This window comes from Actinosynnema sp. NPDC049800 (assembly GCF_040656635.1).
In the GTDB taxonomy this organism is placed as follows: Bacteria; Actinomycetota; Actinomycetes; order Mycobacteriales; family Pseudonocardiaceae; genus Actinosynnema.
Window position 1 is genome coordinate 415,779 of the sequence record NZ_JBFAMT010000001.1, and the last position, 23,480, is coordinate 439,258.

27 protein-coding genes are annotated in these 23,480 nt (G+C 73.3%); 11 read left to right on the plus strand and 16 right to left on the minus strand.

What is annotated here, in order from left to right:
• Positions 1 to 8: 8 nt before the first annotated feature.
• The 3 genes from AB0I91_RS01950 to AB0I91_RS01960 form a co-directional block, all read right to left on the minus strand.
• The gene (locus AB0I91_RS01950) at positions 9 to 401 is read right to left on the minus strand and encodes a bacteriophage spanin2 family protein (protein ID WP_498785098.1); all 393 of its coding nucleotides are present in this window, start codon (positions 399 to 401) and stop codon (positions 9 to 11) included.
• A 306-nt stretch (positions 402 to 707) separates the two neighbouring features.
• The gene (locus AB0I91_RS01955; protein ID WP_498785096.1) at positions 708 to 1,226 is read right to left on the minus strand and encodes a pyridoxamine 5'-phosphate oxidase family protein; all 519 of its coding nucleotides are present in this window, start codon (positions 1,224 to 1,226) and stop codon (positions 708 to 710) included.
• A 73-nt stretch (positions 1,227 to 1,299) separates the two neighbouring features.
• Positions 1,300 to 2,163: an alpha/beta fold hydrolase gene (locus AB0I91_RS01960; protein ID WP_499634731.1), complete on the minus strand. Its 864-nt coding sequence runs from the start codon at positions 2,161 to 2,163 to the stop codon at positions 1,300 to 1,302.
• An 85-nt stretch (positions 2,164 to 2,248) separates the two neighbouring features.
• Here AB0I91_RS01960 and AB0I91_RS01965 point away from each other — a divergent pair, with 85 nt between their 5' ends.
• The 3 genes from AB0I91_RS01965 (at position 2,249) to AB0I91_RS01975 (ending at position 4,067) form a co-directional block, all read left to right on the plus strand.
• On the plus strand, positions 2,249 to 2,827 hold the full coding sequence (locus AB0I91_RS01965) for a CGNR zinc finger domain-containing protein (protein WP_498785092.1): 579 nt from the start codon (positions 2,249 to 2,251) through the stop codon (positions 2,825 to 2,827).
• Positions 2,828 to 2,902: 75 nt separating this feature from the next.
• Positions 2,903 to 3,508, plus strand: coding sequence for a TetR/AcrR family transcriptional regulator (locus AB0I91_RS01970; RefSeq protein WP_499617932.1), 606 nt, complete (start codon positions 2,903 to 2,905; stop codon positions 3,506 to 3,508).
• A 1-nt stretch (position 3,509) separates the two neighbouring features.
• Complete coding sequence (locus tag AB0I91_RS01975) at positions 3,510 to 4,067, plus strand: carboxymuconolactone decarboxylase family protein (RefSeq protein ID WP_498785087.1); 558 nt, start codon at positions 3,510 to 3,512, stop codon at positions 4,065 to 4,067.
• 249 nt (positions 4,068 to 4,316) lie between these two features.
• Here the strand turns inward: AB0I91_RS01975 and AB0I91_RS01980 are convergent, their stop codons facing one another.
• The 10 genes from AB0I91_RS01980 to AB0I91_RS02025 all read right to left on the minus strand — a co-directional run bounded on the left by AB0I91_RS01980 (position 4,317) and on the right by AB0I91_RS02025 (position 12,530).
• The gene (locus tag AB0I91_RS01980; protein WP_499634734.1) at positions 4,317 to 5,162 is read right to left on the minus strand and encodes a hypothetical protein; all 846 of its coding nucleotides are present in this window, start codon (positions 5,160 to 5,162) and stop codon (positions 4,317 to 4,319) included.
• An 83-nt stretch (positions 5,163 to 5,245) separates the two neighbouring features.
• Positions 5,246 to 6,418 (minus strand): serine hydrolase domain-containing protein, encoded by a 1,173-nt coding sequence (locus tag AB0I91_RS01985; protein WP_499617933.1) that lies wholly within the window; start codon positions 6,416 to 6,418, stop codon positions 5,246 to 5,248.
• A 42-nt stretch (positions 6,419 to 6,460) separates the two neighbouring features.
• The gene (locus tag AB0I91_RS01990; protein WP_499634737.1) at positions 6,461 to 7,105 is read right to left on the minus strand and encodes a response regulator; all 645 of its coding nucleotides are present in this window, start codon (positions 7,103 to 7,105) and stop codon (positions 6,461 to 6,463) included.
• Positions 7,093 to 8,241, minus strand: coding sequence for a sensor histidine kinase (locus AB0I91_RS01995; RefSeq protein ID WP_499634740.1), 1,149 nt, complete (start codon positions 8,239 to 8,241; stop codon positions 7,093 to 7,095). The genes AB0I91_RS01990 and AB0I91_RS01995 overlap by 13 nt, the downstream gene beginning before the upstream one ends.
• Entirely contained in the window at positions 8,196 to 8,762 is a 567-nt protein-coding gene (locus tag AB0I91_RS02000) for a hypothetical protein (RefSeq protein WP_499634743.1), read from the minus strand. The genes AB0I91_RS01995 and AB0I91_RS02000 overlap by 46 nt, the downstream gene beginning before the upstream one ends.
• Positions 8,762 to 9,769 (minus strand): hypothetical protein, encoded by a 1,008-nt coding sequence (locus AB0I91_RS02005; protein WP_499634746.1) that lies wholly within the window; start codon positions 9,767 to 9,769, stop codon positions 8,762 to 8,764. The genes AB0I91_RS02000 and AB0I91_RS02005 overlap by 1 nt, the downstream gene beginning before the upstream one ends.
• Before the next feature lie 9 nt (positions 9,770 to 9,778).
• Entirely contained in the window at positions 9,779 to 10,144 is a 366-nt protein-coding gene (locus tag AB0I91_RS02010) for a hypothetical protein (RefSeq protein WP_499634749.1), read from the minus strand.
• Positions 10,141 to 11,481 (minus strand): DUF8832 domain-containing protein, encoded by a 1,341-nt coding sequence (locus AB0I91_RS02015; protein ID WP_499634752.1) that lies wholly within the window; start codon positions 11,479 to 11,481, stop codon positions 10,141 to 10,143. The genes AB0I91_RS02010 and AB0I91_RS02015 overlap by 4 nt, the downstream gene beginning before the upstream one ends.
• 184 nt (positions 11,482 to 11,665) lie before the next feature.
• The gene (locus tag AB0I91_RS02020; RefSeq protein WP_498785069.1) at positions 11,666 to 12,100 is read right to left on the minus strand and encodes a VOC family protein; all 435 of its coding nucleotides are present in this window, start codon (positions 12,098 to 12,100) and stop codon (positions 11,666 to 11,668) included.
• Positions 12,101 to 12,176: 76 nt separating this feature from the next.
• Entirely contained in the window at positions 12,177 to 12,530 is a 354-nt protein-coding gene (locus AB0I91_RS02025; RefSeq protein ID WP_499617939.1) for a YybH family protein, read from the minus strand.
• Positions 12,531 to 12,591: 61 nt separating this feature from the next.
• Between AB0I91_RS02025 and AB0I91_RS02030 the strand changes: the two genes are divergently transcribed.
• Positions 12,592 to 13,566, plus strand: a complete 975-nt coding sequence (locus tag AB0I91_RS02030) for a helix-turn-helix transcriptional regulator (RefSeq protein ID WP_498785065.1) — start codon at positions 12,592 to 12,594, stop codon at positions 13,564 to 13,566.
• Here AB0I91_RS02030 and AB0I91_RS02035 read toward each other — a convergent pair.
• Together AB0I91_RS02035 and AB0I91_RS02040 are read right to left on the minus strand one after the other, a co-directional pair.
• The gene (locus AB0I91_RS02035) at positions 13,548 to 14,417 is read right to left on the minus strand and encodes a tRNA(His) guanylyltransferase Thg1 family protein (protein ID WP_499634755.1); all 870 of its coding nucleotides are present in this window, start codon (positions 14,415 to 14,417) and stop codon (positions 13,548 to 13,550) included. The two genes, AB0I91_RS02030 and AB0I91_RS02035, sit on opposite strands and share 19 nt — an antisense overlap.
• A gap of 2 nt (positions 14,418 to 14,419) precedes the next feature.
• Positions 14,420 to 14,878 carry an AAA family ATPase gene (locus tag AB0I91_RS02040; protein WP_499634758.1) on the minus strand — a complete coding sequence of 153 codons (459 nt, stop codon included), beginning with the start codon at positions 14,876 to 14,878 and terminating at the stop codon, positions 14,420 to 14,422.
• 210 nt (positions 14,879 to 15,088) lie between these two features.
• Between AB0I91_RS02040 and AB0I91_RS02045 the strand changes: the two genes are divergently transcribed.
• From AB0I91_RS02045 to AB0I91_RS02070, 6 genes are read left to right on the plus strand one after another with little or no spacing between them, the layout of a single operon-like run.
• A complete protein-coding gene (locus AB0I91_RS02045; protein ID WP_499617941.1) occupies positions 15,089 to 16,348 on the plus strand; it encodes an ATP-binding protein in 1,260 nt (419 codons plus the stop codon).
• A complete protein-coding gene (locus tag AB0I91_RS02050) occupies positions 16,345 to 16,746 on the plus strand; it encodes a roadblock/LC7 domain-containing protein (RefSeq protein ID WP_498785057.1) in 402 nt (133 codons plus the stop codon). Before AB0I91_RS02045 ends, AB0I91_RS02050 begins: the two co-directional genes overlap by 4 nt.
• The gene (locus AB0I91_RS02055; RefSeq protein ID WP_498785055.1) at positions 16,743 to 17,096 is read left to right on the plus strand and encodes a DUF742 domain-containing protein; all 354 of its coding nucleotides are present in this window, start codon (positions 16,743 to 16,745) and stop codon (positions 17,094 to 17,096) included. Before AB0I91_RS02050 ends, AB0I91_RS02055 begins: the two co-directional genes overlap by 4 nt.
• Entirely contained in the window at positions 17,074 to 17,670 is a 597-nt protein-coding gene (locus AB0I91_RS02060; RefSeq protein WP_498785053.1) for a GTP-binding protein, read from the plus strand. Before AB0I91_RS02055 ends, AB0I91_RS02060 begins: the two co-directional genes overlap by 23 nt.
• A complete protein-coding gene (locus AB0I91_RS02065) occupies positions 17,667 to 19,043 on the plus strand; it encodes a cytochrome P450 (RefSeq protein WP_498785051.1) in 1,377 nt (458 codons plus the stop codon). The genes AB0I91_RS02060 and AB0I91_RS02065 overlap by 4 nt, the downstream gene beginning before the upstream one ends.
• Positions 18,980 to 20,131, plus strand: a complete 1,152-nt coding sequence (locus AB0I91_RS02070) for a cytochrome P450 family protein (RefSeq protein ID WP_498785135.1) — start codon at positions 18,980 to 18,982, stop codon at positions 20,129 to 20,131. Before AB0I91_RS02065 ends, AB0I91_RS02070 begins: the two co-directional genes overlap by 64 nt.
• Here the strand turns inward: AB0I91_RS02070 and AB0I91_RS02075 are convergent.
• Positions 20,101 to 20,277 carry a hypothetical protein gene (locus AB0I91_RS02075; protein WP_499634761.1) on the minus strand — a complete coding sequence of 59 codons (177 nt, stop codon included), beginning with the start codon at positions 20,275 to 20,277 and terminating at the stop codon, positions 20,101 to 20,103. The genes AB0I91_RS02070 and AB0I91_RS02075 overlap by 31 nt on opposite strands.
• Before the next feature lie 10 nt (positions 20,278 to 20,287).
• On the opposite strand from AB0I91_RS02075, the gene AB0I91_RS02080 reads away from it, so the two are divergent.
• A complete protein-coding gene (locus AB0I91_RS02080; RefSeq protein ID WP_499634763.1) occupies positions 20,288 to 23,428 on the plus strand; it encodes an ATP-binding protein in 3,141 nt (1,046 codons plus the stop codon).
• Positions 23,429 to 23,480 lie beyond the last annotated feature (52 nt).

Consider the following 23,480-nt stretch of genomic DNA (forward strand, 5'->3'; position numbering starts at 1 on the left):
GCGCGCGGTCACGTGCACGCGGCGGTGAGGTTGGCGACCTTGGTGGCCTTGTCCTCGAGCCACGCGGCCGGCTGGAGGACGAGGTCTTCCAGCGTCACCGCGCGCAGCGTCGTGGCCATGGCGGTGATGGCCTCGTTGACCGTCGTGTCGGCGGCGTTCGCGGCCAACGCGCTGAGGCTGTCCGCCGCGGAGTGCGCCTGCTCGACGGCCTGCTCCGGGCTGGTGGTGTCGAAGGCGGTGGTGGCCTGCGCCAACGCCTCCGTGCACACCTGGACCGTGGCCGCGGTGTCGGCGACGGCCCCGGCTGCCTGCGAGGCTTCCTGGAGCGTGCCGCAGGCGGTCAGCGCGGTGACGGCGGCGATCGTGGTGACGGCGGCGGCTAGACGGGCAGTGGCGCGCATGGCGTGCTCCTCCGGCTCAGTTCCCGAACCAGAGGTCTCCCCGACCGCCAACCGCGGCGGCGCCGTGACCGGACCGCTGCGGAGCGGCCGTAATGACGATCACGGGCAGAGTGGGTACTCCCCTCTGCCACCAGGATGCCGGTCCGACCGCACGAAGGTCAAAGTGACACAGGTAACGCCGCAATTCCGCGACGGAACGCAACCTGTCGGCTCGCTGGACCACCTTGCTCGTCGGGTTCCCGCGCGCACCGCGGCTGCGCCCGTTCGGCGTGGTCGCGCCCGAACGGGCGAGGCCGCCGTGAAAGCTCAGTGCGCGAAGGTCCAGCGGGTGGCGCCGTGCGGTTCCACGACGGCCACGCCGACGGCGCTGTGCAGGGTGAGGCGGTACAGGTGCCAGGGCGCGGGGCCGGCGCTCGGCGCGTTGTACGGAGCGGTGAACGCGTCGCCCTCCGCGGTGGCCGGCCAGCCGCCCTCGCGGTAGACGGCCGCGATCCGTTCCAGCACTCCGGTGTCGGTGACGCGGTGTGCCTCGCCCTCCATCACGAGGTCGATGCCGCGCAGCCGCACGGAGATGCTGCACGCCGGGTTCACGGCCAGGTTGCGCGACTTGCGCGTGCCCGGTCCGCTGACGAAGTACAGGGCGTCGTCCACCCAGATGGCTCCGACACCCGCGGTGTGCGGCCGTCCGTCGGGCCGCACGGTGGCGACGAAGAACGTGAGGTCGGCCGTCGGCGTGTCGGCGGCCAGGACGTCGCGCGGACGGCTCCACGGCAGCTCCGCGTGCCCGTAGCGGTCGAGGTTGTGGGTCGTGGTCGGCTCGGTCATGGTGTTCGTCATACCCGAGCGACGAACGGGCAGCCCCCGTCTCGACACCCGAGCCGGAAGAATCCGGCGGGTTTCACACCATCGTGCGATCGAGGAAGTCGGTGATCAGCGGGGCGATCTCGGGCAGCCGGTCCTCCAAGGCGAAGTGGCCCGTGTCGAGCAGGTGGAGCGCGGCGTCCGGCACGTCGCGCAGGTACGCCCGCGCGCCCGCCTCGGTGAAGAACGGGTCGTTCACGCCCCACACGATCAGCGTCGGCGGGCGGCGCTCGCGCAGCCACGCCTGCCAGTCCGGGTAGGCCGCGACGTTGCGGTGGTAGTCGTAGGCCAGCGCGAGCTGCGCCTGCTTGCGGCCGGGCTGGTCCAGGAACAACTGGTCGAGCAGCCACCCCTCCGGCGCGACCAGGGCGGGATCGGCCGTGCCGCCCTCGTACTGGCCGCGGGTCGCGTCGAGCGTGAGCAGGTCCATGATCGTCCGCTCGTCGTCGGGCGAGTCCGGCGTGACGGCGATGAAGTCGCGCGCCGGCCCCGACAACCCCTCGGCGTAGGCGTTGCCGTTCTGCACGACCAGCCCGGCGATCCGGTCCGGGTGGCGCAGCGCGAGCCGGAAGCCGACCGGCGCGCCGAAGTCGAACAGGTACAGCGCGAAGCGGGTCAGTCCCAGGCGGTCGACGAAGCCCTCGACGACCTCGGCGAGCCGGTCGAACGAGTAGGTGAACCCGTCGGGCGCTCGGGTGTGGCCGAAGCCGGGGTAGTCGGGCGCGATGAGCCGGTAACGCGTGCCGAGCGCGTCGATGAGCCGGCGGAACTGGTGCGAAGCGGACGGGAAACCGTGCAGCAGCAGGAGGACCGGCGCGTCGGCGCGGTCCGGCAGCGACTCCCGGTAGAAGACCTCGACCCCGTCCACGTCGACGTGGCGGTGGGCGACCCGAGCGAGCATGTCACATGCCTCCTTGGCGTGATGATGCGTTAGGTATAGCCGGGAGTGACCTAATGGGTCAAGCGGGCTTGATAGCATTAGCACCATGAGTGACACCGGCCCGCTCACCGGCGAGCACCTGGCCATCGACCTCGTCAACACCCGCCCGGCGACCGAGGACGGTCGCGCCGACCTGCTCGACACCCCCGAGCGGCTGGCCGCGTGGCTGGCCCTGGAACCCGCGCTCCAGGCGGAAGCGGGTGGCGCCACGCCCACGGCGGCCGACCTGGCCGCGGTGCGCGCGGTGCGGGAGCACGTCGATGCCGCCGTCCACGCGCTGCGGCACGGGAACCGGCCGCCGAAGGCCGCCCTGCGCGGCCTGACCGAGGCGGCACGCGCGGCGCCGGCCGTGCGCGAACTGGACTGGGACGGCGCCGCCGTCACCGCGACACCCCGGCGCGCGGGCCGGCTCGGCGTCCGACTGGCCGCCCGCCTGGCCGAGGCCGCCGCCGACCTGCTCACCGACCCGGCGATCGGCACCCTCAGGAAGTGCGAGGCCGACGACTGCGTGATGGTCTTCCTGCCCGCGCACCCGCGTCGGCGCTGGTGCTCGCCGGCGCGTTGCGGCAACCGCGCCCGCGTCGCCCGCTACTACCAGCGCCACAAGGGCCGGACGTCGTCGTGATGCCGAAGCGAGCCGTTGCGGCCGGGTCCGGCGCGGGTTAACTTGGAACGATCATTCCAAGATGGCGAGGCGGACATGCCGGACGTGAAGCACTTCGACCCCGAGGCGGTGCTCGACTCGGCGGAGGAGCTCTTCTGGCGACGGGGCGTCTCGACGACCGGCGTGCAGGACATCGTGTCGGCGACCGGCGTCAACCGGTCCAGCCTGTACGCGACGTTCGGCGGCAAGCGGGAGCTCTACGTCGCCGCGTTGCGCCGCTACGCCGAGCGCCGTTCGGGGCCGGTCTTCCAGCGGCTCGCCGAGGACGAGCGGGGGCTGCCGGCGATCGCGGACTTCTTCCGCGGGCTGATCGGGGCCCGCTGCGCCGGCGAGCACGCCCGGTGGGGCTGCATGGTCACCAACGCGCACGCCGGCGCGGAGCACGACGACCCGGACGTCCAGGCGGTCCTGCACGAACACCACGACCGGTTGCGGGCGGCGATGTGCGCGGCGCTGGAACGCGCGCGGGCCGCCGGCGCGCTGCGGCCCGGCGTGGTGCCCGAAACGTCGGCCGACGTCCTCGCGCTGCTGGCCTACGGGGTGAACGTGCGCTCGCGCGCGGGCGCGACCCCGGAAGCGCTGGGCGACACCGTCACGGCCGTGCTCGACTCACTGGCGAACCGATCCGAGGAGATCCGCTGACATGGTGCAGTTCACCGTTCACGACGAGACCACCGCGCCCGAGGAAGCCCGCGCCCACCTGGAGGCGGGCAAGCGCCGCCTGGGTTTCGTCAGCACGCTCAACGGCGTGATGGCGGAGTCGCCGGAGCTGCTGGCCGGCTACAACGCCCTGGCCGAGCAGTTCGGCAAGTCCTCGCTGTCCGGGCCGGCGAAGCACGTCGTGTGGATCACCACCAGCGTCCTGAACGGCTGCGAGTACTGCGTGGCCGCGCACTCCACGATCGCGCTCAAGTCCGGTGTGGACGAGGGGACCGTGCAGGCCCTGCGCGCCGGCAAGCCGGTGTCGGACAACGCCTTGGAGGCCGTCCGCAGGCTCACGGAGCGGATCGTCACCGACCGGGGTTGGGTGGGCGACCAGGACGTCGAGGAGTTCCTGGCCGCGGGCCACACCCGGCGTCAGGTGCTGGACGTGATCCTCGGCGTCGGGATGAAGACGTTGTCCAACTACACCAACCACATCGCGCACACCCCGCTCGACCCGGCCTGGCAGGCGCAGGAGTGGAAGCGGGACCGGGTCTAGCAAACGACTCCGCGCTCGGTGGGGCGGGCCGCCCTCGGGCGGGCGGAGTGTGCGCGCCGCCGGGCGGGGGCACGGGTACGCGGGCACAGCCCGGGGATGCGGGTGGGGCCAGGGTGTCAGCGGCGCCGGGCCGCACCGGGGGAACTGAGGCGCACGGGCGGGTCCCGTTGCACCGGCGCGACTGGGGTGCGCGCCGGCGGGACCGGGTGTGCCGGTGGGGTCGGGTGTGAGTCCGGCCCCACCGGCGCGTCAGCGCCCCGCCGGGAGCACGAGCCCGCCGACCGGCAGACCGCGTGAGGCGGGAGCGACCGATGGCGAGACGGGCGTGGCCGACGCCGTTCCCGCGTAGCAGTCGGGCCGTCCGTGCCGGATGTCGGGCACGTCGTCGACCAGCTGCCAACCGAGGAGGGACAGCGCGTCGGCCGGCCGTGTGCGGCCGTCTCCGCCCTTGTCGCAGAACGTCCGCTTGGTGATGACGTCCTGTCGCAGCACCACCGCGTTCCGGCTGCCCTCCTCCAACAGGGACAGGTCGTGATCACCGGATTCGAGCACCCAGCCCACGTGCCGCCCGTCCCGGGTTTCGACCCGCTCCAGCGGCACCCACGACGGGGTGCCGTAGTTCGGCGCGGCCAGCACCGCCAGCACCACCACCGCCGCACCCGAACCGCGGTAGAGGCGGCGGCACGCCTGGCGGACGGGCGAGGGCAGCGGCAGCACGGCCCCGGCCACCCGGCCCACGACGTAGACGGTCCACAAGACCACCACACCGACGCCGACGTACAGCGGGAAGGCGAGGACGACGACCGCCAGGGCGCCGAGCGCCGGCCACACCAGCCGGGTGCGGCCGGCGTCCGGGCGTTCGGCGAAGCGCGGGGTCGTCCAGCTCACCACCACCCACGGCGCGAGCACCGAGACGGACATGAACACGCTGAACGCGACGGTCGCGAAGTCCACGCCCCTGAGCACCGCGGGCAGCACGTGCACGTCGTACCTGACCCAGGCGAACAGGCTGAACGCCGCGAGCAGCACCGACCCGATCGTGACCAGCAAGGCGGCCGTCTCCAGTCGGGCGACCCAGGACTGAGCGCGATCCATGCCGCATTCTTCGGCCGGCCCACCGGCAGCGGCAATCGCCGACCCGGACCTTCAGCCGTTCGTGCCGCCCACGGACGCCGCCGCTACGGCAACGCCGGACCCAGGTACGGGAGCTCCGTGCCCGCCGCCACGGTCACCGGCACCTCGTCGCACAGCGCCGTCGCCACGGTCAGCAGCACGTTCTGCCGCGCCGCGACCGGGGCGGTGATGTCCTGGTTCATCCCGACCGACGCCTGGCGGCCCAGGTCGGCCGTGTGCAGGCTCCACGTGTTGTAGCCGGGCACGTCACCGCCGTGGCCCCACCAGTCCTCCCCGCCGCACGGGCTGGACAGGTGCATCAGGCCGAGGCCGTACCCGAACGGTTCGAGCGCGCCCGGCCGCGCGTCGCGCATCTGCGCCAGCAGGTCGGCCGGCAGCAGGCGCCCGCCCAGCAGCGCGCCGAAGAACCGGTTCAGGTCGTCCGCGGAGCTGACCACGTTCCCGGACGCCCACAGCCGCGACCACACGTAGGTCGTCACGTCGGTCAACGGCGCCTGCTCGCCGTAGATCTGCTCGTAGCCGTGCGCCGCCGGGAACGGCAGGAAGGGCTGGTAGCTCGGGAACGACGTGTCCCGCAGGCCCAGCGGCCGGAAGACGCGCCGCTCCAGCTCACCGGCCAGCGAACGGCCCGTGATCCGCTCGACCAGCAGACCGAGCACCGTGTAGCCGGTGTTGGAGTAGGAGAAGCCGGTGCCGGGCGCGAACAGCAGCGGCACGCCGTCGGTCGCGAGCCGCACCAGCTCGGTCGGCTCGAAGCTCTCCCACCGCTTCGTGTCCACCTCTTCGATCGTCTGCCAGTGCGCGATGTCGCGCGGCACGCCGCTGGTGTGCCCGAGCAGCTGGCGGACGGTGATCGGCTCGGGGTACGGCAGCAGGCCGGGCAGGTGGTCGGCGATCGGGTCGTCCAGCCCGAGCCGCCCCTCGCCGACGAGCTGCAGCACCACCGTGGCCACGAACGACTTGGTCACGCTCGCGACCCGGAACCGGCCGCGCGGGTCGGGCGCCCGCCCCGTGCGCAGGTCGCCGACGCCGGCCGAACCGCGCCAGGCCACCGCGCCGTCCACGACGGCCGCGTACGAACCGGGCACGCCCGCCGCCACCACCTGCGCCAACGCCTCCCGCACCGGCGAGTCCGCGCTCGCGCGAGCACCGGACACCGACCCGGCGACGAGCGCCGCCACCACCCCGACCACGACACCTGCGCGCTTGATCCCCATGACGCCAGCGTGCCCGAACCTCCCCCCGGCCGGCCACCGGGTTCAGACGTGGCCCCGCAACCGGGACCAGGCCAGCACGACGTGGACCCGGTCGGGCACGCCGAGCTTGCCGAGGACGTTGGAGACGTGCACCTTCACCGTGTAGCGGCTGATGGCCAGGCGCCGCGCGATGTCGTCGTTGGCCAGGCCCTCCGCGATCAGCTCGCACACCTGCCGTTCCCGGGGTGACAGCCCTCGAACGGCCTGGAGCAGCGCCCGGTCCTCGGCGGTCGGCATGGCGGGCCGGAACGCCGAGATCATCCGGGCGGTGGCCTCGGGAGCCAGCACCGCCTGCCCGGAGGCGACGACGCGGATCCCGTCGCGCAGGCGTTCGCTGGGCGCGTCCTTGAGCAGGAAGCCGCTGGCGCCGGCCTGGAGCGCCGCGTAGACGTAGCTGTCCAGGTCGTAGGTCGTGAGGATGAGGACCTTGGTCCGGCCCGCGATCCGGCGGGTCGCCTCGATCCCGTCGAGGACCGGCATCCGGATGTCCATCAGCACGACGTCGGGCGCGTGCCGGTCGACCGCCGACACCGCCTGGCTGCCGTCCGCCGCGACACCGACCACCTCCAGGTCGGGCACCGCGTCGATGAGCTTGGTCAACGCCTCGCGGAGCAGCTGCTCGTCATCGCAGACGACTACGCGGAGCACGTCGCGCTCCGAGCCGGGAAGCGCGCCCGCACCTCGAACCCGCCGTCCACGCCCGGACCGGCGGTCAACGTGCCGCCGACCAGCTCGACGCGTTCCCGCATGCCGATCAGCCCCAGTCCCGTCCCGGCACGTCGGGTCACCGCCGGCCTCCCGTTCGACACCACGACCGACAGGTGGTCGGACGCGTAGGTCAGGGACACGGTCGTGGCGACCGGCCCGGCGTGCTTGATCACGTTGGTCAGGGCCTCCTGGACCACCCGGTAGGCGGCGTGCTCGATGCTGGCGTCCAGCGGGCCCGGGTTGCCCTCGCGGACCACCGCGACCCGCGGACCGCTGCCGGGCATGCCGTCGACCAGCTCGTCGAGCCGGTCGAGGCCGGGCGGCACGGCCAGCGGGTCGTGATCGGCGTCGGACAGGCTCCGGCGCAGGATGCCGAGCAGCCGGCGCAGCTCCCCGAGGGAGTTGCGCCCGGTCCGCGCGATGCGGTGCAGGGTCTCCCGCGACTCCTCGGGCGTTCCGGTCTCCGCCGCCGCGGTCGCGTCGAGCACCATCGCCGTGACCGCGTGGTTCAGGATGTCGTGCAACTCCCTTGCCAGCAGGGCGCGTTCGCGTGCCGCCGCGCGCCACTCGATCTCGGCGCGCTCGGCCTCCAGCTCGCGGATCCGCGTCCGCTGCCGGCCGCCGAGCCACCCGCTCAGCAGGAAACCGACGTACATCACCGCCACCGACGCGATCCCGATCACGGCGAACCCCGCCGGCGCGCCGCCGCTGATGCTGAGGACCATCCCGACCGCCAACGTCGTCAGGGCGATCGCGAGCCCGACGCGTTGCTGCACCGGCCTGCCCCACGTGCCGAGCGCCGACGCCGCCACCAGGAACGCGACGAAGATCTCCGCGTCGACGGCGACGAGCACGCCCTCCAGGCCCATCACGACCAGCAGCACGGTCAGCGGGAACCGGCGGCGCCACGCCAATGCCACGGACTGCGCCGAGGCCACGCCCAGGACGGTCCACACCGATCCCTCGTCCGGACCGTCCAGGACCAGCAACCACGCCACCATCAACGGCAGCAGGACCAGCAGGCCGTCGCTCAGTCGTTCCAGGCCTGCACGGCCGACCGCCGGACCTTCAGCCACCGCCGCGCCAGGAACACCAGCGCCACCGCCCACGGGGTCATGCCGACCGCCCAGCTCAGCGCCGCCGGCGGCCCCGGCTTCGGCCCCGCCGCGACCGGCAGCGTCGCGGTCGAGGTCCCGTCCGGTCCGTGCACGGTGAACTCGAAGCGCCACCAGCCCTCCTCGGGTAGTGCGACGACGTCCAGACCCCACGCGTGCCGTGCCAGCGGGTGCCGCTGCAGCGTCATGTCGGCCTCACCGTCGAGGCCCACGATGCCCAGGGCCGTCGGTTCCCCGGACGGCGTGATCGCCCGCAGGGTGCCGGAGCGCCCCTCGATCCCCCCGGCGGGCTCGAACGTGAAGTCTAGCGACCGCCCGGCGCGCACCGGCCAGTCCGTGAACGAGGCGGTCAGCGTGCCGGCGCCCAGCGAGACCTGCTCGCTGTGCACGAGGGTGAGCGTCGACGCCCCCGCGGTCGCACCGGGCGCGGCCACCAGCACCACCGCGGCGGCCGCCGCACCGAGCAGGGATCGGAACCCCATCACGCCTCCCTCGGAGCGAGCCGGCGCATCAGCGCGGCCGACTGCCAGCCGAACCTGCCGGCGACCGCGCCGAGCGCCGTGACGAGCAGCGCCGCGAGCAGCGGGTTCGTGCCGACCTCGTCGAGGAGGAGCTGGGAGATCACCACGGTCAGCCCGATCACCGCGCCCAGCACCGCCATCGCGACGTTCGGCGCGATGCCACGACGGCGGGCGAACGCCACCGCGGCCGCGCCGACCACCGCCGTGAGCGGGAACACCAGCGGCATCGCCAGGGCGAGCAGCGGCACGCCCAGCGCGTTGTCCCGCAGCGGCTGACCGATGCTCTCGGAGTACCACCGGGTGGCGAACGGCGGGAAGAAGAACGTCGCCGCGTGCACGGCCACGAACAGCAGCCCGAGCGCCGCCACCCACCACCCGCTGCGGGTGATCCCCGCGACGGCGCACAAGGTCCACGCGGCCACCGCGCTGCCGCCGAGCACGGTCAGGCTGACGCCGAACGCGTCGCCGTCGAGCATGATCGAGCCGGCCGCGACGCCGAACGCGCCGGCCGCCGCCAGGCCCCACCGACCGGACCTCGTGTCGCGCAACGCGGCGAAGGCCATGACCACCGCGACCGCCTGCACCTGCATCGCCAGTTGCAGGCTCAGGTGCGACGGCGTGCTGTCCAGCAGGTCGAACCCGTAGACGGTGTGCCACCACAGGTCGGTCGCCCCGTACAGCAGGTGCCCCGCCGCGCCGAGCCCGGCGACCAGGAACGCCGCCGGCGCGCGGAAGCCCAGCACCGGCACGCCCGGTCCCGCCGTCGCCCCGCGGCTCGGCAGCACCACCGCGAGGCTGGTCAGGCCGATCAGCGCGGAGCCGAAGTAGAACATCAGGTGCGGCGCGGTGAAGAAGGTGTCCGGGCCGACGTCGACGTGCCACTGCCCGTCCCACCCCACCCCGAGCCACAACGAGCAGAACCCGGTCAGCAACAGCCAAGAGCCGATCACCTGTCGCTTCGGTAGCACCACGACTCCTCATCCCACGGTGATGTCGAAGGTCACGATCTCGTCGTCGGCCCGCACGGTCAGCACCCACGGGCCGGTCATGGCGAAGAGCTCGCCGGTGGCCCGGAAGAGGCCAGGCCGTTCTCGTTCCGCGACGACTTCCGGGGTCATGTGCCCCATCCGGGGCATCGTCGCGTAGAGCGACACCGAGGCCACGTCCGCGGGGACTTCCACTTGCGCTGCAACGGTTCCGGTGCCCGCCCGGTCCAGCAGCACGGTCACGTCGTCGTGGCCGAGCCGGACCGGGGCCGCGTCGGGCGAGGACGTGAAGGCCAACGCGGCGACCGCGACGACGGCCACGGCCACGGCGGCCACGAGGAGGACCGGCCGCCTCATCGCGTGTCACCGACCTCGACCACGTACGGGACCGTCACGACCCGGAAGTCCTCGGCGTACTGGAGCCACGCGAAGTACCGGCCCGGGCGGGGGAAGCTCACCGTGAAGCGCAGCAGCGGGCCGTGCCCGGCCACCGTGCCGTCCGAGGAGGTCGACGTGGAGCCCCGCTCGTGCACGTGGCCCAGGAAGCCGCCCGCCTCGTCGCGGACGATCAGGTGTCCCGCCATGCCCAGCCACGACTGCAGGCCGGTGCTGCCGGTGTCGACCTCGATGGTGGCGGGACGGCCGGGCGGGAACGTCCACGTGGCCGGTCCGGGCGGCTCGTCCGCCGCGACCGCGCCGATCTCCTCCGCTCCGACCCCGACCGTGCCGACCTCGTCCGTGCCGACCTCGTCCGCGCCGATCCCGCCCGCGCCGATCCCGCCCGCGCCGGTCCCGTCCGCGCCGACCCCGAACGTGCCGGAGACCAACTGGCCGCCCGCGTCCGTGCGCTCGAACTCGGTGTGCGCGAGGTACCCGCCGGGCCGGTCGGCGGCCAACCGGACCTCGACCCGCCCCGGAGCCGTCCGCAGCGGGTGGAGGTGGCGGAAGAAGCCGCCGTCCCTGCTGGTGACGACCAGGTGCGCGAGGGCGTCGTGGTGCACCGCGAGGTCGTCCACCGGCAGTCCGGTCGAACCGTCGACCAGGTCGAACCGCAGGGTGAACTCCTCGCCCACGGCCGGTCGGGCCGGCGTGGTGGACAGGAACGCCTGCGCGTTGGGACGTCCCGCGTCCCGCTGCTCCGCGCCGAGTCCCGGCGACATGACCCCGACCGTCGCCGCGACGACCGCCGCCACCACGCCGACCCCGCCGAGCGCGAGCGCCGCCGTCCGCCGGGACCTGGCGCCCGCGACCAGTGCCGCGGTCAGCGACAATCCGGTGGCCCCGAAACCGCCGTACACCACCAGTTCCCAGGTGGCGGGCTTCGGCACCCGGACGAGGAACGGCAGGGCCGACGACTCGGCGGCCGCGGTCAACCGGAGTTCGTGCGCCCCGGTCTCCCGGACGTCCAGCACGACCGGGTAAGTGCCGGCGCGATCGGGTCGCAGCAGGACCTCGCCCGCGCTGTCCCCCACCGCGATGTCGATCGCGAGGTCGCGGACCGGGTGGTGCGCGACGAGGTCGACGTGCAGCGGACCCGGCACCCGCGGCGTCCGCCTGATCACGACCGTGAGCTCGACGCCACCGATCGTCTGCGCCAACCGGACGTCGGAGTCGGCGCCGACCACGTGCGCCGCCGCGGGCGTGGCGGTGACCAGCAGTGCGACCGAGATGCCCAGGAACCAACGGATGAACACGACATCGACGTTAGGAACCGGGCAACGGCGGCACATAAGGCGCGGGTAGCGACTCCGCTAGTGCCGGAGAACTACTCCCGGCGCCACGGGTGCGTGGTCACGTCAGCGAGTCGTTGTCGAGCGGTCCCCGGACGTGGCCACCCCGTTCGACGCGGGCCGTCCGCTCCCGCCGCGTTCGCGGCCCTCAGTCGAGGCAGAACTCGTTGCCCTCGATGTCCTGCATCACGATGCACGACTCCTCGACACCGTCGGCGAGCATCGTCCGCACGTGCGCCGCGCCGAGTCCGGTCAGCCGGGCGCACTCGGCCTCGAGCGTGGCGAGGCGCTCCGCACCGACGAGCCCGGTACCGGCCCGCACGCAGAGGTGCACCCGGTTCTTCACGACCTTGCCCTCGGGAACGCGCTGGAAGAACAGCCGCGGGCCGACACCCGTGGGGTCGACGCAGGCGAACGCCGCGCCCTGGCTCTCGGGAGGAAGCGAGCGGTCGTAATCGGCCCAGGTGGCGAAACCCTCGGGCGCCGGCGGCACGACGTACCCCAGCACCTCGCACCAGAAGCGGGCCACGCGCTCGGGCTCCGCGCAGTCGAAGGTGACCTGGAACTGCTTGACCGACACCATGGGCCCACCATAGTTGCGGGTCCGGAGGCCGTCGCACGGCGGTGGGCTCGGCCGCGCCGGCCCACCGCCGCTCCCGCTACGGCATCACCATCGGCTGGTCCAGGACCCACAACCAGGACCCGTCCGGCTGGCGACGGGCGACCTCGACGGTCATCTCACCGCTGGTCAGCGTGGACATCGTGAGCGCAAGGTCACCGCTGACCAGCGCCTCGTGCTGCCGCCCCGGCGCGAGCACGGGCGCGGCGGCGACGAACTGCTCGTACACCTTGCGGATCTCCGCGTGCCCGGTCGCGAGGTTCCCCGGCGGGAACGCCAGCACGGCGTCCGGCTCGTACAGCGCCACCAGTCCGTCGACGTCGCCCGCGTTGCCCCGCTCGATGAAGTACTTGCCCAGGTCGTTCGGCTCGGCGGCCGCGTTCTTGCTTGTCATGCGGCTAAGCCTCCAACCAATACACGACAACCTGTGTCATGTATTCCGGTAAAGTTCTCTTATGCGCGCCGACCGGTTGGTCTCGCTGGTGCTGCTGCTGCGCCGGCACGGTCGGCTGTCCGCGACGGCGCTGGCCCGTGAGCTGGAGGTGTCCACCCGGACCGTGCTGCGGGACATCGAGGCGCTGTCGGCGGCCGGCGTCCCGGTCTACGCCGAACGCGGCCGGCACGGCGGTTTCACGCTGCTGCCCGGTTTCCAGACCGAGCTCACCGGGCTCAACCACGACGAGGCGCTCGCCCTGCTGGTCGCCGGGTCGCGGCGCGGCGCGCAGGCGTTCGGCCTCGGCGCCGCGCTCGCCTCGGCCATGCGCAAGGTCGTCGACGCGCTGCCCGAGAGCTACCGGGCCACCGCGGCCGGCGCGGCCGAGCGACTGCTCATCGACCCGGGGACCGACCTGCTGTCACGCCGGGTGGTCGCCGAGGAGGTGCCGGACGCGGTGGTCGCCGAGGTCCGGCGCGCGGTGTTCGCCGGGCACAAGCTGCGCATCCGCTACGCGGCCGTGGACCAGGAGGCGAAGTGGCGGACGGTCGACCCGATCGGCCTGGTCACGGTCCGCGAGCAGGGTTACCTGCTGGCCACGAGGTCCGGCGAGGACCGCACCTACCGGCTGTCCCGGATCGAGGCCGCCGAGGAGCTCGCCGAACCCGCGCAGCGACCGGACCGGGTCGACCTCGACCGGGCCTGGCAGGAGCGCGGCACGCGGTTCCGGGCGGGCGGCGACCAGGTGACCGTGCTGGTGCTGCTGAACCCGGCGCGGCGGGAGGAGCTGGTGGGCACCGCGCTGGCCGTCCTCGCCGAGGACGTCGACGCGGACGGCCGGCTGCGGATGGAGGTGACCTTCCAGGACGCCTGGCACGCCGAGTGGGCGCTGTGGCGGCTCGCCACGAACGCGGAAGCCCTGGCGCCGCAGTGGCTGCGCATTACCCTGCACGACCGCGCCGTCGCGATCGCGACCCGCTACGGAGCGCCGTCCTGAGGGACGTCGTCCTGGCGAGCGCCCTCCTGCGGGGCGACCTCGCGAGCACTGTCCTGAGAGGCGACGGCCTCGCGAGCGCCGTCCTGAGGGGCGGCCTCGGGCGATCCGGCGATCAGCCGGGTGACGAGGGCGCGGTAGGAGTCCTTCATCGGCAGCTCGTGTTCGATGTGGACGCGGCGGCGGGTGGTGGTGACCTCGACCCCGCGCACCGGATCGCGGCCGGAGCGGGTGTGGTCCTCCCACCACAGGCCGATGCCGCGGCGTTGCCAGGCGGGCAGGTCGTCGAAGTTGATCCCGTGCTGGTACAGCAGCTCGTTCTTCGCCGAGGTGGTCGTCCCTTCCAGGCGCCGGGTGGCCTCCCGGCGGGACGCGCCGGCCTTGCGCAGGGTCCAGTAGCACCAGCCGTTGAGCGCGCAGCGGGTGGCGTCGGCCTGCCGCCAGGACACGTAGTCGACCACGTCACCCACGCCCGCGCCGAGCCAGATCCGGCTGTCGAAGTGCGCGGGCTCGCCGGCGGCGTGGGTGAACGCGGCCGAGGCCACCCCGGCGGAGATCGACACGACCTTCTCCACACCGCGCCCGAACATGTCGTGGCGCGGGTCGAGCACGATCGAGATCTCGTCGCTCTCGGTGTAGGCGTAGCGCGCGCCGAACTCGGTCAGCAGCGCCTGCGCGGTCTCCACCATGAGCCGGGAGAAGCGCGCGTCGAACGGCTTGTCGAACCGCTCCTCGGTGAACCGGGAGAACCCGCGCCCGTCGACCCGCACGACCACCCACATCCCGGCCGGCGCCGTCAACCCGTGGAACCACTCCCTGGCGCGCTGCCCGGATTCGAGGTCGGCCCACCGCATCGTCACTCCTCCAGGGGTTGAACGTCGAACCCGCCGCAGCCGTCGAACCGCACGATCGACAACTCGTCGAACCCGTCGGCGCGCCGCGGCCGCCGCAGGCGCTTTACGGTCGCATAAAGCCCCACGTCGGGCACCCTGGTTTTGTCGTCCCTGGCGGCGTTGCGGGCCATCGACGCGGTGAGATCCGGCGGGAACCAGTATCCGACGATCCGCGCGCCGCGCGCCCGACCGGCCGCGATGAGCGGCGCCCATTCCTCGGCCGACGGATTGGTGTTGTCGACCGCGACGTCGAGCCCGGCGTCGAGCGCCTCGCCGATCAGCCGCAACTGCCTCGCCTGGCGTCGCCGCGCATTAGGGAACGCGTCCTTGCTGACGTGCGCGTGCGTGCCCGCCAGGACGGTGCGGTAGAAAGTCGTCTTCCCCGCCGCCTGAAGTCCGATCAAGATCGCGACCTCGGTCACCGGGCAATGGTAGGCGGCCCGCGCGCCTCGCCCGATAGCCGACCTCATTAACTGTCCACAGTGGACATATGCTATCGGTATTCCGCACCAGTTGCTCCCATCGGAGGGATACCGCGGCAACCACTTGGCGTCCGATGAAGTCCCGTGATAAAGATTCCAGACCCTGCTGACGCACTGGTATCCGGCAGCTCGCCCGCACCAGAGGAATTGATGGACCAACAAACACTCGCGGTGGCGTTCTGGTTCCTGCTCGCCATCGTGCTGATCGTCGTGTTCCTGCTGGTACGCCAACAGCGGACGACCCGGGCGTTACGCCTGCGGGCCGAGGAGGCGGAGGCCCGGGAGCGGATCCGGGCCGAGGAGGAGCGACACCTGGTCGACGCCCGGCTGCCCGCCCTGGCGGAGTCGCTGAACCACCGGCCCGTCGAGGTGCCCGGCCCGAGGCACCCGCGGGTGGCCGAGGCGCACGAGCCGGTGTTCGCCCTGTTCACCGACTCGGTCCGGCAGGCGAGCGCCCGTGGCGAGCAGTCGGCCCGCGCCACGCTCAAGTCCATGATGCGCGCGGTGCAGAGCCTGTCCAACGAGCAGCAGGTCGCGATCTCCGCGATGCAGGACCGGCACGACGACCCGGACGTGCTGGCCGGCCTGATGCGGATCGACCACATGAACTCCCAGCTCAACCGCCGGGCGCAGGCCACCGCCGTGCTCTGCGGCTCCTGGCCCGGGCAGCAGCGGTCGGCGTCCTCGTTGACCGACGTGGCGCGCGGCGCCACCTCCCGGATCCGCGACTACCTCCGGATCAACGTGCCCGCCGAGTCCGACGTCGCGGTGGTCAGCCGCGCGGTCGAGCCGGTCGTGCTGGCCGTGGCCGAGCTGCTCGACAACGCCGCCCGGCACTCGCCGCCCAACACCAGCGTCGAGGTCAACTTCCAGCAGGCGCACAACGGCATGGCCGTGATGATCGACGACGGCGGCGTCGGCATGACCGTCGAGGAGCTGCAGCGCGCGGCCCGGCTGCTGGCCGGCGACGGCGGCAACGACGTCAACCGGCTCGGCGACCCGCCGCAGGTCGGCTTCGCGGTCGTCGGCGTGCTGGCCAAGCGCTACGGCTTCCGCGTCTCGGTGGACACGCGCTCCCCGTACGGCGGTGTGCGCGCGGTCGTGTTCCTGCCGACCGAGCTGCTCACCCGGGTCAGCAAGCCGACCATGCCCGACAACGCCGTGGCGCTGCCGCCCGAGCGGCGACCCGTCCCGCCCGTCGACCGCGCCGAGCCCGAGCGCACCCCCGGTGGCCTGCCCCGACGTCGGCGGACGCAGACCGCCGAGCAGGGCGCGCCGTCATCGACGCCGGTCGTCCCGGCGCCGGCCGAGCAGCGGATCGCGACCGGGCTGGCCGCCTGGAAACGCGGCACCGACTCGGGCCGGGCCACCACGCCGCCGCCTGTCGCTGAAGGGAACACCCAGGGATGAACAACGCATTGGGTTGGATGCTCGACGACGCCCTGAAGATGCCGGAGACGCGGCACGCCGTCCTGCTCTCGGCCGACGGGCTGCTGATGGCGCACTCCGCCGGCATCGACCGGGACGACGCGGAGCGGCACGCCGCCGCGATGTCGGCGCTGCAGGCGCTGGCCCGCGCCACCGCCGAGTTCTGCGGGCAGACCAGCGAGCAGTGGCAGCAGACGGTCAGCGAGTTCGTCGGCGGCTACGTCTTCCTGGCCGCCGCCGGTCCGGGCGCGTACCTGGCCGTGTCGGCGACCGAGCGGGTGGACATGGAGGCGGTCTCGTTCCGGATCCAGGAGCTCGTGCAGCGGCTGGGCAAGGAACTCACCAGCCCGCCGCGGCAGGACGCGGGCAGCCCGGCGTGAGCGGCGAGAAGCGCCTGCGAGGGCTGGTGCGGCCGTACGTCGTGACCGGCGGACGGGCGCACGCCAGCCGCAACACCTTCGACGCGGTCACGGTCGTGATCGCCACCCGCGAGCAGGTCTCCGGGCTGTCGCCGGAGAAGAAGCGGCTGATGGAGCTCTGCCGCGGCGGCGCGCTGTCGGTCGCCGAGATCGCCGCCCACCTCTCGCTGCCGATGAGCGTGACCAAGGTGCTGCTGTCCGACCTGGTCGACAGCGGGCACATCGCGACGCACGCCGCGGTCTCGCACGCCGCCCGCCCGAACATGGAGCTGCTGAAGGAGGTGCTCGATGGCCTCCGCGCTCGCCTCTGACGGCGTCTACCTGCGCGACACCGTGCGCACGGCGGTGAAACTGCTGGTCGTCGGCCCGTTCGCGGTCGGGAAGACCACCTTCGTGGGCACCCTCTCGGAGATCCGCCCGCTGCGCACCGAGGAGACGATGACGCAGGCCGGCGCCCTGGTCGACGACCTCGCCGGGGTGGACGAGAAGAACACCACCACGGTCGCGCTGGACTTCGGCCGGCTGACGCTCACCGACGAGCTGGTGCTCTACCTGTTCGGCGCGCCGGGCCAGCAGCGGTTCACCCGGATCTGGAAGGACATCGCCCACGGCGCGCTCGGTGCGCTCGTGCTCACCGACACCCGCCGCCTGGAGCAGTCGTTCGAGGTGATGAGCCTGCTGGAGGAGCTCGGCATCCCGTACGCGGTGGCCGTCAACGCCTTCGACGGCGCGCCCGCGTTCCCCGGCGAGGAGCTCCGGGACGCCTTGGACCTGCTGCCCGGGACACCGCTGATGTTCTGCGACGCCCGCGACGCCACCTCGTCCACGCAGGCGCTCGTCTCCCTCGTCGAGTACCTGTTAACCCGCAACCAGGAGAACGCGTGACCTCGCAAGCCGCCCCCGGGCAGGCATGTCCCGCACACCACGGCCGGACGCCCCTGCACGGCCCCGACTTCGCCGCCGACCCGGCCGCCACCTACCGGGCCCTGCGCGAGCACGGGCCGGTCGCGCCCGTCGAGCTGGCGCCCGGTGTGCCCGCCCACCTCGTCGTCGGTTACGCCGCGGCCCTGGACGTCCTGCGCAACCCCAGCGCGTTCCCGCGCGACCCCCGCCGCTGGCAGGCGAAGATGCCGCCGGACTCCCCCGTGCTGCCGATGATGATGTACCGCCCGAACGCCCTGTTCACCGACGGCGCCCAGCACGCGCGGCTGCGCGCCGCGGTCACCGACAGCCTGAGCCGGGTCGACCCGAACGCGCTGCGCGGCCAGGTCGAGCAGACCGCGGACCTGCTGATCGCGAGGTTCGCCGGCAAGGGCGAGGCCGACCTGCGCGGCGAGTACGCGAAGCTGCTGCCGCTGATGATGTTCAACCACCTCTACGGCTGCCCGCCGGAGCTCGGTGACCGGCTGCTCAAGGCCATGAGCTCCATCTTCGACATGGTCGACCCGGAGCAGGCCAACGCCGAGCTGACGCAGTGCATGGTGGAGCTGGTCGCGCTCAAGCGGCAGCGGCCCGGCCACGACATGCCCTCGTGGATGATGGCCCACCCGGCCCGGCTGACCGACGAGGAGCTGATCCACCAGCTCGTCCTGCTCATGGGCGCGGGCACCGAGCCCGAGCAGAACCTGATCGCCAACGGCATCCGGCTGCTGCTGGCCGACGACCGGTTCGCGGGCGACCTCTCCGGCGGCAGCCTGCCGGTCGAGGAGGCGCTCGACGAGGTGCTGTGGACCGACCCGCCGATGGCGAACTACTCGGCGAGCTACCCGCTGGAGGACACCGACTTCGCCGGTGTCCGGCTGCCCGCCGCCGAGCCGGTGGTGATCAGCTTCGCGGCGGCCAACAACGACCCCGCGCTGGTCGGCCAGCAGCGCTCGGGCAACCGGGCGCACCTCGCCTGGAGCGCGGGCGTGCACGCCTGCCCGGCGCAGCAACCGGCCCGGCTGATCGCGTCGGTGGCGATGGAGAAGATCCTCGACGCCCTGCCCGACATGCGCCTGGCGGTCCCCGTCGACGAGCTGGTCTGGCGGCCGGGCCCGTTCCACCGCGCGCTCAGCGCGCTCCCCGTGCGTTTCACCCCGGTAGCCGTGCCCGTCCAGCCCGACGAGTCACCTGGAGAGCCCCGTTGGAACGTGCAGCCGAACCCATCGTCCTCGACCCCACCGGCCGTGACCTCCACGCCGAGTCCGCAGCCATCGCCGCGCGAGGGCCGGCGACCCTGGTGGAGCTCCCTGGCCAGGTTCCTGCGTGGTCGGTGACCAGCCAGCAGACCCTGCGCGACCTGCTCGGCGACCCCCGCGTCTCGAAGGACGCCCGGCAGCACTGGCCCGCGTTCGGCACCGGTGAGATCTCCGAGGACTGGCCGCTGCACCTGTGGGTCTCGGTGCAGAACATGTTCACCGCGTACGGGGGCGAGCACCGTCGCCTGCGCTCGCTGGTGTCCAAGGCGTTCACGGCGCGGCGCGTGGCGGCGATGCGGCCGTGGATCGAGCGGATCACCGACCGGCTGCTGGACGAGCTCGACGCGGCGGAGCAGCCGGTCGACCTGCGGGAGCGGTACGCCTACCCGATCCCGATCGAGGTCATCTGCCAGCTGTTCGGCGTGCCCGCCGAGGCGCGGTCGGAGCTGCGGACGGTGGTCGACGGCGTCTTCGACACCACGATCACCGCCGCGGCGGCGCAGGCGAACGCCGTGCAGCTGTACGGGATCATGCACGAGCTGGTCGCGGCGAAGCGGGAGAACCCCGGTGACGACCTGGCCAGCGGCCTGATCGCGGTGCGCGAGGACGACGGCTCGAAGCTGGAGGAAGCCGAGCTCGTCGACACCCTGATCCTGGTGATCTCGGCGGGCTACGAGACCACCGTGAACCTGCTCGACCAGGCGATCACCGCCCTGCTGACCCACCCGGAGCAGCTGGCCGCGGTCCGCGCGGGCACGAGCGGCTGGGCGGACGTGATCGAGGAGACCCTGCGCTGGCAGGCGCCGATCGCGAACCTGCCCCTGCGGTACGCCGTGGAGGACATCGAGCTCGGTGACGGTGTCGTCATCCGCCAGGGCGAGGCGATCCTGGCGGCCTACGCGGCGGCGGGCCGGGACAGATCGGTGCACGGCGAGACCGCCGACCGGTTCGACGTCACCAGGGCCGACAAGACCCACCTGGCGTTCGGCCACGGCGTCCACTACTGCCTGGGCTCTCCCCTGGCGCGGATGGAGGCGGAGATCGCCCTGCCGGCCCTGTTCGCCAGGTTCCCGGGGATGGAGCTGGCGGTGGCGCCGCACGAGCTGGAGCCGGGCCAGTCGTTCATCTCCAACGGTCACCGCTCCTTGCCCGTGCGGCTGAAGTAGCGCGGCGGGCCGGGGCGCGTCACGAGCGGTGGCGCGCCCGGCCCGGTCGGCGACGGCCGGTCCTCGTGCGGCGGCGCGGTGGACGCGGGCTTCTGCTGATCGGGCGGGTTCGTGCTCGTCAGAGGCCTGCCGACGCTCCGTGACACAATCGGCCGCGTGCAGATCGGGACGCTGGGGCCATTCGAGGTTCGCACGGACGACGGCGTCTTGGCCGACGTGCCGGGCGCGCGGTTGCGCGGGTTGGTGGTCGCCCTCGCGCTCGAACCGGGTCACGTGGTCCCGAAGTCCGCGCTCGTCGACTGGATCTGGGGCGAGAACCCGCCTTCCGACGCGGCGAACGCGTTGCAGCGCCTGGTTTCCCGGCTGCGCAAGGCGCTGCCGGACGGGTCGGTGGAGGGGCAGCCGAACGGCTACCGGTTGGTCGTGGCGCCCGACGCCGTGGACGCCGTCCGGTTCGAGCGCCTCGTCACGCGCGCCCGCAACGAGGACGGCCCCCAGCGGGTGCGGCTGCTGCGCGAGGCCCTCGCGCTGTGGCGCGGCGCGGCCATGCAGGACGTCGGGCTGCCCGACAGCGAGGCGTTCGACGCGGCCGTCACCCGGCTCGAAGGGCTGCGCCTGACGGCCATGGAGGACCGGTTCGCCGCGGAGGTCGACCTCGGCCACGGCGCGGACCTCGTCCCGGAGCTGACCGACGTGGCCGCCGCGCACCCGATGCGGGAACGGTTCGCCGTCGCGCTGATGCGCGCGCTCGTCGCGGCCGGCCGCGAAACCGAGGCCCTGCTGGTCTACGAGCGCACGCGCGAGGCCCTGGCCGACGCGCTCGGCGTCGACCCCTCGCCGGAGCTGTCCGCGCTGCACGTCGCGCTGCTGCGCGGCGAGGTGGGCCGGCGCGAGGAGGAGAACCGGAAGACCAACCTGCGCGCCGAGCTGACCAGCTTCGTCGGCAAGGACGACGACGTCGCCGTGGTCCGCGGGTTCGTCGCCGACCAGCGGCTCACCACCCTGATCGGGCCGGGCGGCTCGGGCAAGACGCGGCTGGCCGCGGAGACCGCGCGCACGCTGCTCGACGACCTGCCGGACGGCGCCTGGCTGGTGGAGCTCGCGGCGATCGGCGCCGACGGCGACGTGGCCCAGGCGGCGCTCGCCGGGCTCGGCCTCCGGGACGCCCTGCTCGGCGACACCTCGAACGCGGAGCCGACGGACCGGCTCGTCGCCGCGCTGCGCGACCGGGAGGCGCTGCTGGTCCTGGACAACTGCGAGCACGTGATCGAGGCGGCGGCGGCGTTCGCCCACCGGGTGCTCGGCGAGTGCCGGCGGCTGCGCATCCTGGCCACGAGCCGGGAACCGCTCGGCATCACCGGCGAGGCGTTGTGGCTGGTCGAGCCCCTCGGCCTGCCCGAGGAGGGCGCCGGCCCGGACGAGATCGAGGCTTCACCGGCCGTCCGGCTGCTGCGCGACCGGGCGGGCGCGGTGCGCAAGGACCTCGCGGCCGACGCAGGTGCGTCGGCGACGATGGCGCGCGTCTGCCGGGCGCTGGACGGCATGCCGCTGGCGATCGAGCTGGCCGCGGCCCGGTTGCGCACGATGTCGCTGGACCAGTTCGCCAACCGGCTCGACGACCGGTTCCGCCTGCTGACCGGCGGCAGCCGCACCGCGTTGCCGCGGCACCGGACGTTGCGCGCGATGGTCGACTGGAGCTGGGAGCTGCTCACCGACGCGGAGCGGATCGTGCTGCGCAGGCTCTCGGTGTTCTCGGGCGGCGCGAGCCTGGAGGCGGCCGAGCGCGTCTGCGTCGACGACGCGGTCGAGCCGGACGAGGTGCTCGAACTGCTCACCACGCTGGCCGAGAAGTCGTTGCTGGTCGCCGCGGGCGACGGCACGCCGCGCTACCGGATGCTCGGCACGATCAAGGAGTACGCCGCCCAACGCCTCGCGGAGGCGGGGGAAGCGGACCTGGCGCGCCGAGCGCACCTCGCGTACTTCACCGAGCTCGCCGAGACCGCGGAACCGCAGCTCCGGCGTGCCGACCAGCTGACGTGGCTGGCCGTGCTCAAGGCCGAGCACGACAACATCGGCGCCGCGATGCGTGGCGCGCTCGCGGCCGGCGACGCGCGCGGTGCGATGCGGCTCGCGGCGGGCGCCGGCTGGTACTGGTGGCTCGCCGGGCACAAGTCCGAGGGCATGGAGCTGATCCTCGCGGCCACCGGCACGCCCGGCGAGGTGCCCGACGACGTCCGGGCCATGGTGTACAGCCTCATGACGATGTTCCTGAACTCCGGTCTCGGCGACGAGCACCAGGCCGCCGAGTGGATCCACAAGGCGTACGAGGTGAGCGGGCGGCTGGAGCGGGGCAACCCGATCCTGGCGCTGGTCGTCCCGCTGGAACGGATGTTGCGGACGCCGGGCGGGTTCCTGCCCGCGTGGGAACCGTTGCTGGACAACGAGGACCCGTGGGTGCGCGCGCTGGCGCGGCTGCACCTGGGCAAGATGCGGGTCATCCTCGGCCACGGCGGGCGGGAGGCGGACGCGTACCTCGAAACGGCTCTCACTGAGTTCCGGTCCCTCGGCGAGCGGTTCGGGATCTCGTTCGCCCTGACCTCGCTGGCGGACCGCATCGCCACCCGGGGCGAGTTCGCCGCCGCGTGCGAGCACTACGAACAGGCCGCCGCCGTCGTCACCGAGATCGGCGCGACCGAGGACGTCATCCGGATGCGGTCGCGACAGGCCCAGCTGTACTGGCTGATGGGGGACAAGGACTCCAGCGAGGCCGCCATCGCCGAGGCCGCGCGGTCCGCGGCCCGGGTCACCTGGCCGGACGCGCTGGCCGAGCTGGCGCTCGCGAAGGCGGAGCTCGCGCGGTGGACCGGTGACGTCGAGGAGGCACGCCGGCAGCTCGACATCGCGACGACCTCGTTGGGCGACAACGCGGAACGGCCGTACATCCGCGCGATCACCCACGACCTGCTCGGCTACCTCGCCGATGACCTGGACGAGTCGCGCGAACACCGCGCGGCGGCCTGCCAGGCGGTGTCCGAGGCCGGCCACCCGACCATGGTCGCGCTGGTGCTCGTCGGGGTCGCGGACCTGGCCCTGCGCCGGGGACGGCCCGAGCAGGCCGCCCGGCTGCTCGCGGCGAGCGCCGCCGTGCGCGGGCTCCCGGACCGGGCCCACCCGGACGCGGACCGGATCGAGCAGGGCGCGCGGAGCCACCTCGGCGACGAGCGGTTCGCCGAAGTGGCTCGGGAGGGCGCGGAGACGAGCTGGTCCGAGCTGGTGACGGCCGCGCTCGACTCGTGAGCGTGGCCGTCACCAGCGGCTACCCGACGGACGCGACGCCGGCGGCGATCGC